This is a genomic window from Kribbella sp. NPDC048837, from assembly GCF_055586945.1.
The window spans coordinates 245,859-258,014 of the sequence record NZ_JBVJHF010000007.1 but is presented as its reverse complement, the minus strand read 5'-3'; the positions used below and the strand labels follow the sequence as shown (position 1 = coordinate 258,014).

At 70.2% G+C, this 12,156-nt stretch carries 13 protein-coding genes; 2 read left to right on the top strand and 11 right to left on the bottom strand.

Annotation, left to right across the window (positions count from 1 at the left end; all coding sequences use genetic code 11):
- Positions 1 to 72 precede the first annotated feature (72 nt).
- The gene (locus ACZ6O0_RS30895) at positions 73 to 561 is read left to right on the top strand and encodes a hypothetical protein (RefSeq protein ID WP_465768535.1); all 489 of its coding nucleotides are present in this window, start codon (positions 73 to 75) and stop codon (positions 559 to 561) included.
- Here the strand turns inward: ACZ6O0_RS30895 and ACZ6O0_RS30890 are convergent.
- Together ACZ6O0_RS30890 and ACZ6O0_RS30885 are read right to left on the bottom strand one after the other, a co-directional pair.
- Positions 558 to 1,433, bottom strand: coding sequence for a phosphoribosylaminoimidazolesuccinocarboxamide synthase (locus ACZ6O0_RS30890; protein ID WP_465768534.1), 876 nt, complete (start codon positions 1,431 to 1,433; stop codon positions 558 to 560). The two genes, ACZ6O0_RS30895 and ACZ6O0_RS30890, sit on opposite strands and share 4 nt — an antisense overlap.
- Positions 1,430 to 2,626 (bottom strand): FAD-dependent monooxygenase, encoded by a 1,197-nt coding sequence (locus tag ACZ6O0_RS30885; RefSeq protein ID WP_465768533.1) that lies wholly within the window; start codon positions 2,624 to 2,626, stop codon positions 1,430 to 1,432. Before ACZ6O0_RS30885 ends, ACZ6O0_RS30890 begins: the two co-directional genes overlap by 4 nt.
- Before the next feature lie 53 nt (positions 2,627 to 2,679).
- Here ACZ6O0_RS30885 and ACZ6O0_RS30880 point away from each other — a divergent pair, with 53 nt between their 5' ends.
- A complete protein-coding gene (locus ACZ6O0_RS30880) occupies positions 2,680 to 3,267 on the top strand; it encodes a TetR/AcrR family transcriptional regulator (protein ID WP_465768532.1) in 588 nt (195 codons plus the stop codon).
- Here the strand turns inward: ACZ6O0_RS30880 and ACZ6O0_RS30875 are convergent.
- The 9 genes from ACZ6O0_RS30875 to ACZ6O0_RS30835 form a co-directional block, all read right to left on the bottom strand.
- Positions 3,251 to 3,673: a hypothetical protein gene (locus ACZ6O0_RS30875; RefSeq protein WP_465768531.1), complete on the bottom strand. Its 423-nt coding sequence runs from the start codon at positions 3,671 to 3,673 to the stop codon at positions 3,251 to 3,253. The genes ACZ6O0_RS30880 and ACZ6O0_RS30875 overlap by 17 nt on opposite strands.
- Positions 3,674 to 4,079: 406 nt before the next feature.
- Positions 4,080 to 4,412 (bottom strand): hypothetical protein, encoded by a 333-nt coding sequence (locus ACZ6O0_RS30870; protein ID WP_465768530.1) that lies wholly within the window; start codon positions 4,410 to 4,412, stop codon positions 4,080 to 4,082.
- Between the two features lie 592 nt (positions 4,413 to 5,004).
- Positions 5,005 to 7,098: a glycosyltransferase family 39 protein gene (locus tag ACZ6O0_RS30865; RefSeq protein ID WP_465768529.1), complete on the bottom strand. Its 2,094-nt coding sequence runs from the start codon at positions 7,096 to 7,098 to the stop codon at positions 5,005 to 5,007.
- A gap of 1 nt (position 7,099) precedes the next feature.
- Positions 7,100 to 8,320 carry a bifunctional glycosyltransferase family 2/GtrA family protein gene (locus tag ACZ6O0_RS30860; protein ID WP_465768528.1) on the bottom strand — a complete coding sequence of 407 codons (1,221 nt, stop codon included), beginning with the start codon at positions 8,318 to 8,320 and terminating at the stop codon, positions 7,100 to 7,102.
- 63 nt (positions 8,321 to 8,383) lie between these two features.
- Positions 8,384 to 8,797, bottom strand: coding sequence for a hypothetical protein (locus ACZ6O0_RS30855; RefSeq protein WP_465768527.1), 414 nt, complete (start codon positions 8,795 to 8,797; stop codon positions 8,384 to 8,386).
- A gap of 1 nt (position 8,798) precedes the next feature.
- A complete protein-coding gene (locus ACZ6O0_RS30850) occupies positions 8,799 to 9,155 on the bottom strand; it encodes a hypothetical protein (protein WP_465768526.1) in 357 nt (118 codons plus the stop codon).
- 3 nt (positions 9,156 to 9,158) lie between these two features.
- Positions 9,159 to 10,616 carry an adenylosuccinate lyase gene (gene purB / locus ACZ6O0_RS30845; protein WP_465768525.1) on the bottom strand — a complete coding sequence of 486 codons (1,458 nt, stop codon included), beginning with the start codon at positions 10,614 to 10,616 and terminating at the stop codon, positions 9,159 to 9,161.
- Positions 10,617 to 10,704: 88 nt separating this feature from the next.
- A complete protein-coding gene (locus tag ACZ6O0_RS30840; RefSeq protein WP_465768524.1) occupies positions 10,705 to 11,574 on the bottom strand; it encodes a hypothetical protein in 870 nt (289 codons plus the stop codon).
- Positions 11,571 to 12,140: an RNA polymerase sigma factor gene (locus ACZ6O0_RS30835; RefSeq protein WP_465768523.1), complete on the bottom strand. Its 570-nt coding sequence runs from the start codon at positions 12,138 to 12,140 to the stop codon at positions 11,571 to 11,573. Before ACZ6O0_RS30835 ends, ACZ6O0_RS30840 begins: the two co-directional genes overlap by 4 nt.
- Positions 12,141 to 12,156 lie beyond the last annotated feature (16 nt).

Here is a 12,156-nt window from a genome sequence, read left to right as displayed (position 1 = left end):
GGACCCTGGTTCGTCCCGGGAGTGGGGCTGAGGTGCGTGGCAACGTTGGCCGGGGCGCATAGCCTCGTGGGCATGTGGGTCTGGCAGTTGGCGCTGGCGGTGGGCTTCGGGATCGGGTCCGCCGTCGTACCGGTGATGAACGCGGAGGCGTACGTCCTCGGCGTGGGGGTCTCCGGCGCGCTGGACCCGGTGGTGGCCGCGATCGGGGTCTCGATCGGGCAGACCATCGGCAAGGTCGCGATGTTCCTCGCGGTGCGCTACCGGCCCGGGTACGCCGCCCGGAAGACCAAGGAGCCGAAGCCGGTCAACCTGGGGACGCGGTGGGGCCGGTTCGTGCAGTGGAACCGCGATGTCAGCAAGCGGCTCCTCGACGCGATGAGCGACCGGCGGTGGGGTATCCCGGTCACCCTGCTGAGCGCGTTCGTCGGCATCCCACCGCTGTACGGCGTCGCCCTGATCGGCGGCGCGTCCCGGATGGGCGTGCTGACGTTCGCCTTCTCGGTCCTGGCCGGCCGCGCCGGCCGCTTCATCCTCCTGGCCCTGGGCGTCGGCCTTTTCTAGCCCTCGAACTTCCGTCCGGTCAGCTGCTCGTAGGCCTCGACATAGGCGTTGCGGGTGCGCTCGACGACCTCGTCGGACAGCTGTGGCGGCGCGTCGCCCGACGTGCGGTCCCAGCCGGACTCGAACTGCAGCCAGTCGCGGACGATCTGCTTGTCGTACGACGGCTGCTGCTTGCCCGGCTCCCACTGGTCGGCCGGCCAGAACCGGCTCGAGTCCGGCGTCAGCACCTCGTCGGCCAGCACGATCGTCCCGTCCGGCCGCGCGCCGAACTCGAACTTCGTGTCGGCCAGGATGATCCCGCGCTCCTCCGACATCGCCCGCGCCCGCCTGTAGATGTCCAGCGTGGCGTCCCGCAGCGCCGCCGCCGTGTCTGCGCCGACGGTCGCCACGACCGCGTCGTACGAGACGTTCTCGTCGTGCTCGCCGAGGTCGGCCTTGGTCGCCGGAGTGAAGATCGGCTCGTCCAGCCGGGAACCCTCGACCAGTCCGGACGGCAGCGGGATCCCGCAGACCGCGCCCGTCGCGTTGTAGTCGAGCAGACCGGAGCCGCTCAGGTACCCGCGGGCGACGCACTCGACCGGGAACATCTCCAGCTTCTCGCACACCACCGCCCGGCCCGCGACCTCCGCCGGTACGTCGGTGGAGACGATGTGGTTGGGCACGTCGAGCTGCTCGAACCACCACAGGCTCATCGCGGTGAGCACCTTGCCCTTGTCCGGGATGTGCGGCTGCAGGATCCAGTCGAACGCGCTCATCCGGTCGCTCGCGACCATCAGGAGCTCGCCGGACTCCAGCTCGTACAGATCCCGGACCTTGCCGGAATGGATGTGCTTCGCACCGGGAATCTCGGGCGCCTGCGGAGGTGTGATCACACCGCCGATTGTTCCACCTTGCTCTTCGGCCGCCGCAGGGACACCAGTTTGCCGCCGAGCCGGAAGAGTCCGTCCCGGAGTGCGCAGACCACCGGGTTCTCCACCTGCCCGACCCGCCCGATCCCCCGGGACCGCTTGACCAGCTTGGTCGTCGCGGGCCGCCGCTCGGCGTCGTACGCCGCGAGAGCAGCCCTCAGAGCAGTGCTCTCGCCCGAGAGCGGTGTTGGAGGAGTGCTCTCGCCGGAGAGCGGGGATCGAGCGGTGCTCTCGCCGGAGAGCGGTGTTGGGGGAGTGCTCTCGGTGAGGTGGCGGGCGAGGGCGCCGGCGTCTTCGATGGCTGAGCAGGCGCCGCGGCCGAGGTTCGGCGTCATCGCGTGAGCGGCGTCGCCGAGCAGCACGATCCGGCCGTGCGTGAACGGGACCAGCGGCAGCGCGAGGTCGTAGATGTCGTTCTGCAGCACGGACTCCGTGCTCGCGAGAAGCTTCGGGATCGGGTCGTGCCAACCCCCGAACGCCTTCGTGACGGCAGCGTGGTCGCCACCGTGGTCGGCGGGCTGGTTCGCCGTCGCGTACCAGTAGATGCGCCCGTCGATCAGCCGCGCGAACCCGAACCGCTGCCCACGCCCCCAGGTCTCGCCCCCACCGTCGTCGATGTCCACGTCCGCAATCCCCCGGTACGCCGTATAGCCGGAGTACTGCGCTCCCCGGTGCTCCGGATGCAGAGCGGCCCGGATCACGCTGCGGATCCCATCGGCGGCGACGACCAGATCAGCACGCAACTCCTCATCCGCGCTCAGGACCGTCACGCCGGACTCATCCTGCTCGACCCCGGTGACGGTCAACCCGGTCCGCACGCTGACGGCCGGGCCGAACTCAGCCGTGATCAGGTCGTGCAACTGCGCCCGGTGGATCATCACGGGGATCTCGACACCGAGGTCCGCCGCCCTGACGACCCACCGGCCGTCCGGCTTGCGCATCCCGGCCGGCTTCGACACCGCGGCCGCCTTCTCGACGCCCTTCACCCCGAGCTCCTCGAGGACGGCGACCGCCGACGGCCACACCGAGATCCCCGCCCCCACCTCCCCCAGCTGCGGAGCGCGCTCCAGAACTGTGACCTGCCACCCGCACCGCTGCAGTGCGACGGCCGCCGTGACCCCGCCGATGCCAGCTCCCACCACGATCGCCGTACTCATGCCGAGTACTCTACATCTGTAGAGGATCGTTGGGAAGTGCGAGGATGGCCGCCGTGACGAAGCAGGTTCCGCTGGGCGCGGATCGCCGGGACGCCATCGCCGACGCCGCGATCCACCTCGTCGCGACCCGCGGACTGCGCGGGCTGACCCACCGCGCGGTCGACGCGGAGGCCGGTCTGCCACCGGGCTCGACGTCGTACTACCTGCGCACCCGCAACGCGCTGCTCACCGCGTGCGTGAATCGGATGCTCGCCCGGGATGTGAGCGGCATGCCGGCGCCGGCGGGCATGGATGTGCCGGCGCTCGAGTTGCTGGTGGGGATGACGGTCGGGTTGGCGCGGGAGCGGCCGGACGACCTGATCGCGCGGTACGAGCTGTCGCTCGAGGCGAGCCGTCAGCCGGAGCTGCGGGACGCGATCACCGAAGGCGGCCGGCAGTTGCGAACTCTGCTGGCGCAGTTGCTCAACGGGCTCGGCGTACCCGATCCGTCGCAGGCGGCGTGGCCGGTCGCCGCGATGATGGACGGGCTGCTGTACGACCGGGTCGCCGGGGCCGGGGCAACACTTTCACCAGAAGCGTTCGAGGCCGGCGTACGGCGTTCTGTCACGGCACTGATCGAGGGACTCAGAACCGATCGGTGAGGGTGACGAAGGTGAAGTAGCCGACGCCGACCACCATGCCGACGTGCCCGAGCAGCGACAAGCCGGCGCCGGAACCCCAGGCGTCGCCCTGGGCGTCCTCGGAGTGTTTACCGCCGCTCGGCAGCCAACGGGCCAGGAGCAACAATCCGACAAGTGCCAACAGCCACCATCCGGCCAGCACGACGAGAGCGATCGCGCGCTGACCGGTGACGAGGGCAACTATCCACCCGAGCAGCGTCAGAACACCTATGGCGGTGTGAAATCGCAGCAGGGCGGCGGAGTATCCGGCTCGGCCGGCGCCGTGGCCGGTGCCGTCGACAACTGTTCCGCCGAGGCGGACCCGCGTCAGCAGCACGACAACCGCGCCGAGGGCAGTCAGGAACCAGGTGACGTTCGACCATTCCACGCACCGATCCTTACCCCACCCCACCACCTCACGAACCGTCCCCGCGTGTCGTAACCCTCCGTCGCGACAGTCCGCCCCACTTGAACGGCACTCCCACCCCGCCGTCTCAGTCCCGTCACCCCAAAGCCACGACGGAACGGCGCCCCGGCGCGGAGGGGTCGGGGCGCGGAGGCGCCCGACGGGCCCAAGTGTCCGCTCGGGGCCCGCCGGGCTGCTTATCCGGTGAGGTCAACTCGTCTGCGCCTGACCGCCGGAGCTCTGGATGCCGGGCTGGATGCCAGCGCCGGGCTGAGTGCCGGCGCCGCGCTGGGTGCCGGCGCCGGTGCTGCCTTCTCCGGCTGGCTCGGCTGGTCTGCATCCCCACCACCGGGACCCGGCGTCCCGGTGGTGGTGCGTTCGAATTGGGTCAGCCCGTTTGGGTCTGGCCGCCGGAGTTCTGGGTGCCGGTGCCGGGTTGTGTTCCGGTGCCGGGCTGGGTGCCCTGGCCCTGGCCGGTACTGCCCTGCCCCTGGCCGGTGCTGCCCTGGCCCTGACCCGGGAAGGTGCCCTGGCCTTGGCCGGTGTTGCCTTGGCCGGTTGAGCCTTGGCCGTTGCCCTGGCCGGTGCCTTGGCCGGGGAGCTGGCCCTGGCCGGGGAACTGTCCGCCACCGGGGCCGCCGAACTGGTTCTGCTGGTTCGACGTGCCGTCCGACGCGTTGCCGACCGCCAGACCCCCGAGGAACGCCAGCACCGCAAGCACCGAGCCCGCACCCGCCAACATCAAGCTGTTGGGCCGCCCGCCACTCTTCCCTCCCCCGTCGACGGATGCACCACCCCCCGGTGCCACACCCCCGGCGGACTGCGGCTCGGCGGTCGGCCGATCCGCGCCACCCGCGGTGTACTGCGGCCCCGGACCTCCGGTGAACTGCGGCGCAGCACCTCCCACGGCCTGGGGCGCGGCACCTCCGGCGGACGGGGGTACGGCGGCACCGGCCGACTGGGGTGCACCGCCCGCGGCGTACTGCGGTCCCACACCTGCAGCGGACGGGGGCGCGGCGGGAGCGGCCGATTGGGGTGCCGCGCCTGGGGCGTACTGCGGTCCCGCACCTGCGGCGGACGGGGGTGCGGCGGGGCCGGCCGGTTTGGGTGCGGTGCCTGGGGTGTACTGCGGTGCCGCGGCTCCAGGGGGCTGGGGTGGGGCGGGGGCGGCTGGTTGTTGTGGGCTGCCTGGGGTGTGCTGCGGGGCCGTGCCTGCGGCGTGGTGGGGGTCGGGGCCGGGCGTGGTGCGGGGGGCTTGCCATTGGTGCTCGGGGGTGGGTCCGGGGTTGTGCGTCATAGGGTGCTCCGGTTTCTCAGTTTGTGGTGTTGGTGGTGAGGTCGTAGACGGTGGTGTTGCCGACGGTCTGGGACTGGAAGTTGTCGGCTACCCAGCTGGCGATCTCGCTGGAGGTGCCGTTGCGGCCGCCCATCATTCCGCCGCCGCCACTGCCGACGAAGTAGTGGATCTTGCCCTGGGCAACCAATTCCTTGAACTCGGCCAGCGACGGCGCCGGGTCGGTGCCGTTGAAGCCGCCGATCGCCATGATCGGCTCCCCGGACGCGATCTGCAGTGGCGCGGCGCCGTTCGCCGTGACCGCCGCGGCCGTCCAGGTGTAGCCCTTGGATCCGTTCTGCAGCAGCGTGATCAGCTCACTGGAAACTCCACTGATCCCGCCACCACCAAGGAACCCACCGACCCCACCGCCGGTGCCGCCGCGCCGGTTCGTCCCGGTCGCCCCATCACCCGTCGTCCCGTTCCCAGTAGTCCCGTTCCCGGTAGTCCCGTTCCCGGTAGTCGGCCCGCCCGTCGTGCCGGTGCCGTTCTGTCCAGGCGGCGTACCCATCCGCCCGCCGAAACCACCGCCACCGCCGGGACCGCCGCCCATCCCACCGGCACCCGAAGGTCCAGCGGACGGAAGGGCGCCGGCATGCGCCGCGCTGATCGTCGCAGCCGAGTACGCCGCCGGACCGGTCAGCGCGCTCACCGCGAGCAGCACGCCCGCGAACACCCCGGCCCGCCGAGCCGCCGTCCGATGCAGCTTCAACTCCGGCAGCAGCATCAGCGCACCAGCCGCGAGTACGCCGGTCAGCAGCACGACCCACCGCAGCCACGGATGCCAGGAAGGCGTCGCGTCCAGCAGCGAGAAGCTCCACCCGGCCGTCAGCAGAGCACCACCGGCTAAAGTTGCCCGAGGCAACCACTGCGACCGCCGCCGCCAGAGCACCGCCATCGCCGCACCGATCAGCGCACCGATCGCCGGCGCCAGCGCGATCATGTAGTAGCTGTGGATGATCCCCTGCATGTAGCTGAAGGTCAGCCCGGTGACGACCAGCCACCCACCCCAGAGGATGGCGAACGCGCGCGTCTTGTCCGTCCGCGGCGCCTTGCCCGCGGCAACAACCAGAACGATCGTCGCCAGCAGCGCGGCCGGCAGCAGCCAAGCGATCTGCGACCCGAACTCGCCAGTGAACAACCGCTGCAGACCGGTCGCACCACCCCAGCCCATGCCACCGCCGTTGCCGCCACCTCCGCCGCCGACCGATCCGGTCTCGTTGCCGCTCAGCCGCCCGAGCCCGTTGTAGCCGAGCGTCAGCTCGAGAATGCTGTTGTTCTGCGACCCACCGATGTACGGCCGAGCCGACGCCGGCATGAGCTCGACGATCGCGATCCACCAGCCGGCACTCACGATCAGTGAGACCACCGCGAGCACACTGTGCACGAGCCGCTTGCCCAGCTTGGGCTTCCCTGCGATCAGGTACGCCAGCCCGAACGCCGGCAGGACCAGGAACGCCTGCAGCATCTTCGTCAGGAACCCGAACCCGACCAGCGCCCCGGCCAGCATCATCCAGCGAGCGGCATGCGACGAGGAGTCGATCGCCCGCGTCACCGCCCACGCACCGGCCGCCAGCAGCAGGATCAGCAAAGCGTCCGGGTTGTTGAACCGGAACATCAGTACGGCGACCGGCGTCAGCGCGAGGATCGCACCGGCCAGCAGCCCGGCGTTGGCCGAGAACCACCGCCGCACCGACACGTACACGAATCCGACGCTCGCGACGCCCATCAGCGCCTCGGGGACCAGCATGCTCCAGGTGTTGAACCCGAAGATCCGCCCGGACAGGCCCATCACCCACAACGCCGCCGGTGTCTTGTCCACGGTGATGAAGCTGGACGCGTCGAACGACCCGAAGAACCAGGCCTTCCAGCTCGTCGATCCGGCCTGGACGGCGGCCGCGTAGTACTCGTTGGCGTAGCCGTTCTTGGACAGTCCCCACAGGTACGCGATGGCGGTCAGCACCAGCAGGCCGCCGTACAGGACCTTGTCCCGGCCGATCGTGTACTGGGTGGTGATCGCCCGTGGTCCGGCCCGGCGCGGGCTCGCCTCGACGGGATCGGTCAGGGTGGCCATATCAGTTGCTCCGGGTGTTCTCGAGAACCGTCGGCGGTTCGAAGGTGGGAAGGGTGGGCGCGTCGTCGTCGAAGACCCACGCCTGGAAGAGGCTGAACCGGACCACGGTCGCGGCCAGGTTCGCGATGGTGAGGATGGTGATCTCCACCGCTTGGTGCGGTACGGCGACCGCCGTGTGCAGCAGCCACAACGAGCAGGCGGTCAAGCTCCAGCCGATGCCGAAGGCCACGAGACCGCGGAGCTGATGCCGCCAGCGGTTCTCCACGCCCTGGACGCCGAAGGTGATCCGCCGATTCAGGGCCGTATTGCCGACAGCCGTGATCAGCAGAGACAGGAGGTTCGCCACTTGGGCCGGCATGCCCTGTCGCAACACGAGATAGAGCAGCGCGTACGCCGCTGTGCTGAGCACACCGATCGCGCAGAACCGCAGTACCCGCGCGGCCATCGCCGTCCGCGGGTCGAGGATCCGCGGCCGACCGTACTTCTGCCGGATCGGCTCCAGGTCGATGCGACTCAGCATCAGTCGGGCGATCCCCCGCAGATCCTCGCCCACTGTCTTCGCGATCGCGACCCGGGAGTCGAGGTCGTCGACCCAGTCGACCGGTACTTCGTGGATCCGCAGCCCGGCCTTCTCCGCCAGTACCAGCAGCTCGGTGTCGAAGAACCAGCTGGTGTCCTCGATCAGCGGCAGCAGCTCCCGCGCGACGTCGGAGCGGATCGCCTTGAACCCGCACTGGGCGTCGGAGAAGTGCGCGCTCAACGTTGCCCGTAGCAACAGGTTGTACGAGCGCGAGATGAACTCGCGCTTCGGCCGCCGGACCACCCGGGAGCCGTTCGACAACCGGGAGCCGATGGCAACATCACTGTGGCCGGCGAACAGCGGTGCGACCAATGGCAGCAGCGCGTTCAGGTTGGTGGACAGGTCGACGTCCATGTACGCCAGCACGTCGGCGGAGCTCTCGGACCAGACCTTCTTCAGTGCGCGGCCGCGCCCGGACTGCTCGAGCCGGACGATCCGGACTCCGGGCAGCTCGGCGGACAGCATCGTACCGATCTCATAGGTCGCGTCCGTACTTCCGTTGTCCGCGATGCAGACCTCGGCCGGAAACGGGAAGGCGGTGTCCAGGAACGCACGCAGCCGCCTGATGTTCGGACCGAGGTCGTTCTCCTCGTTCTTGACGGGCACGACGATCTCGACCCGAGGATGACCTGGAATCTGCATGCCACCGATGCTGTCCGGCGAACCTTAGGCAGCCCCTGCGCACGGCTGGCAGTTTGCTGGCAGTCAGCGAGTGCGGCGCAACCAGAGCAGACCGAGCACCGGCAGCACCACCGGCACGAATCCGTAGCCCTGCCCGAAGTGCGACCACACCGTGGCGTCCGGGAAGTCGTCGGGTACGGCGTAGCTGAACGCGCCGATCGCGAGCACGCCGACCAGCTCGATGACGATCGCCGCCGTCGCCACCCGCCGGGAGACCTTCGTTGCCTTGGCCAACGCGAAGGTCGCCGCGCAGTAGATGACCGCGGCCAGGGCCGACAGCAGGTAGGCGATCGGCGCCTCGGTGAACTTGGTCGCGATCTGGACGCCGGCCCGGGCGGTGGCGGCCAGCGCGAACACGCCGTACACCGCGATCAGGATCCGGCCCGGCCCATGCCTGGTCGCCTCGGGGTCGTGCCGGGTCTCGACGGGTTCGGTCATGTCAGGTGGTCCAGATCTCGTGCAGGCGCAGTTCGACGACCGGGATCACGAAGCAGGCGACCGCCAGCACGCCGGCTCCCCACCGGCTGCTCTCGGCCAGCGCCCACAGCGCGCCGACCGGCAGGATGAGCAGCGATCCGATCAGGTAGCCGATGAAGAACGGCCCCGAGACATCCCGGTCGGTGCCGGCCAAGTGCACGATGCCGATGACCAGCTGGGCCAGCAGTCCGACCTCGACCACCCCGAGCAGGCCCAGCAACGTCCAGTTGATCCGCTTGTCCCGCACGGCCAGCACGATGGCGAACACCATCGCGGCGAGCGAGAGCGCGACCAGCACCCAGGTGAGCGGTACGAACACGGACTAGAGGATGTCACCCGGCGTGTAGGCGGCGGCATCGGGGTAGCGCTTGGCGAGGTCGTCGATCCTGGCGACGACGGCGTTCACCTGGGCGACGGCCGCGCCGGTGAAGGACAGCGGCTCGCCGACGATGCCGACGATCTGCTCCTCGGTCAGGCCGAGGCGGCCGTCCGTGCCGAGGCGGTGGAACAGGTCGTTCCCGGCCAGGCCCTGGCGCAGGTCGAGCGCGGTGGCGACCGCATGCTCCTTGATCACCTCGTGCGCGGTCTCCCGGCCGACGCCGTTCTTGACCGCGGCCATCAGCACCTTGGTCGTGGTCAGGAACGGCAGGTACCGCTCCAGCTCGCGGCTGACCACGGCCGGATACACCCCGAACTCGTCCAGCACGGTCAGGAACGTCTCGAACAGCCCGTCCAGCGCGAAGAACGCGTCCGGCAGGGCAACCCGCCGTACGACGGAGCAGAAGACGTCACCCTCGTTCCACTGGTTGCCGGCCAGCTCGCCCGCCATCGAGGCGTACCCGCGCAGGATCACCGCGAGACCGTTGACCCGCTCGCACGACCGGGTGTTCATCTTGTGCGGCATCGCCGAGGACCCGACCTGGCCCTCCTTGAACCCCTCGGTGACGAGCTCGTGCCCGGCCATCAGCCGGATCGTGGTCGCCAGGCTCGACGGACCGGCCGCGAGCTGCACCAGCGCCGAGACGACCTCGTAGTCGAGGGACCGCGGGTACACCTGGCCGACGCTGGTCAGCGTCCGGCTGAACCCGAGGTGGCCGGCGATGTCGCTCTCCAGCTTGTCCAGCTTCGCCGGGTCCCCGCCGAACAGATCGAGCATGTCCTGCGACGTACCGACCGGGCCCTTGATGCCGCGCAGCGGGTACCGCTCGAGCAGCTCCTCGACCCGCGCGATCGCCACCAGCAGCTCGTCCGCCGCGGACGCGAACCGCTTGCCCAGCGTCGTCGCCTGCGCCGCCACGTTGTGCGACCGGCCTGTCAGCACCAGCGCTGCGTGGTCGGCCGCCTTCTGCCCGAGCCGTACGGCGGTCGCCACCGCGCGATCGCGGACGAGTTCGAGCCCGGCCCGGATCTGCAGCTGCTCGACGTTCTCGGTCAGGTCCCGGCTCGTCATGCCCTTGTGGATGTGCTCGTGCCCGGCGAGCGCGCTGAACTCCTCGATCCGCGCCTTCACGTCGTGCCGCGTGACCCGCTCGCGGGCCGCGATCGACTCCAGGTCGACCTGGTCGATCACCCGCTCGTAGTCCTCCACCACGCCGTCCGGCACCGCGACCCCGAGCTCCTTCTGAGCCTTCAGCACCGCCACCCAGAGCTTCCGCTCGAGCACGATCTTGTACTCCGGCGACCACAGCTGAGCCATCGACAGACTGGCGTAACGGGCAGCGAGAACATTGGGAATCCGGGGCTTGCTGGGCTTCGACACGCCTACATTCTCCCTGGTCATCCCTAGTCGCCGGCACCGCGGGTCCTGCGCGACTCCTCCGCGCAGCCGCTCACGCACCCAGCGTGGATCCGGGTTCACCCGGCCGTCGTCAGCGGGGCAGCCAGTTCCAGGGGACTGCGCGGCGGCAGGTTCGCGGGTCGGGGTGCGGGTTCGAGCTCATCCACCGGATCAGCCTCTTTCCGGTCGGGTCGAGGTAGCACCCGTCCTGGGTCGCGCGAACCTCGCCGTCGGTCCGCCCGCTGGTGTAGAGGAGCTTCCCGCTCGCGTCGTACGCCCGGACGACGTACGGGCGTGGAGTGCTGTCCGACCGCGGACCTCGCATCCGCACGAGCTTCACCGGCGCGTAGAAGAACCCGTTGCGGAGTACGGCGTCGACCGGACTCCCGCCGAACGGCGTGACCGTGACGCGCGCGACGGACTGCGTGTAGGCGCCGGCGCCGTACCCATCCGGCCGGACGACGTTGTACAGGGACGTGTCCGAACTGGCGAATGTCCCGTCGACCCTGGTGCCGGCCGCGTCGAACCCGCAGGCCATCAGGAGGCCCGATCCGGTGGCCACGACCCATCGCGTCGAATAGGCATCGCCTGGTGGATCCACGAACTTGAAGGCGTCGATCACCTTCAATGCGTACCGGTCGGGGAAGTTGTCGACGCACTTCTGTCCGAGCTCCGCCTGGTCAGCCGCACTCAGTGGCTCGACCTCCGGGCCTCGCACCGCAGGTTTGGGTGTCGACGCGTCCGTCCGGCCGGCCGGAGACTGCCCGGCGTCGTGCCGCAGCGCCGGTACGGCGAGGGCCAGGCCTGCGACCAGGACGACGGCGGCGGCCGCGGCCAGCGGGACGAGCAGCCGGCGCCGGTGCGGCGGGGTGCGGGACTCGCTCTCGAGGATGGCGATCAGTTCGTCGCGCTGGCGGGCGCGGGTCGACGGGCGGAGGTCGCCGTCCGGCAGAGTGTTCATGGCTGGGTCTCCACGACGGAAGGAAGATTGAGCTTGCGCAGGCGCTGGCGGGCGCGGGACAGCCGCGACTTCACGGTGCCGAGCGGTACGTCGAGCGCGACCGCGGCCGCGGCCTGGTCGAGTCCGGACCAGACACAGAGCTCGACGATCTCGCGCTCGTGCCGGGGCAGGTGCTTCAGCGACTCGCGGGCTTCGCGGATCCGGCGGTCGTCGTCGAGCCGCTCGGCGACCTCGTCCGCGTGGTCGTCGACCTCGCTGTGCAGGAGGTGCGCGGCGGTCAGCGCGCGGCGATAGCGCTGCTTGGTCCGCCACTCGTTGCGGACGGTGTAGTCGGCCGTCCGCAGCAACCACGGCAGCGCCGAGTCGCGGTCGAGGACGACGTCGGCCCGTCGTCGCCACGCGTGCAGGAAGACCACCGAGGTCAGATCCTCGGCTTCGCTCCAGGACGCGGTCCGCCGGTGCAGGAAGTTGTAGATCGCCCGGGCATGCCGGTCGTACAGCTGCGCGAACGCCTCGGCGTCACCGGCCGCGGCCCGCTCCCACAGGTCCCGGTCCGCGGTCGCCACCAACCCATCCTCAACC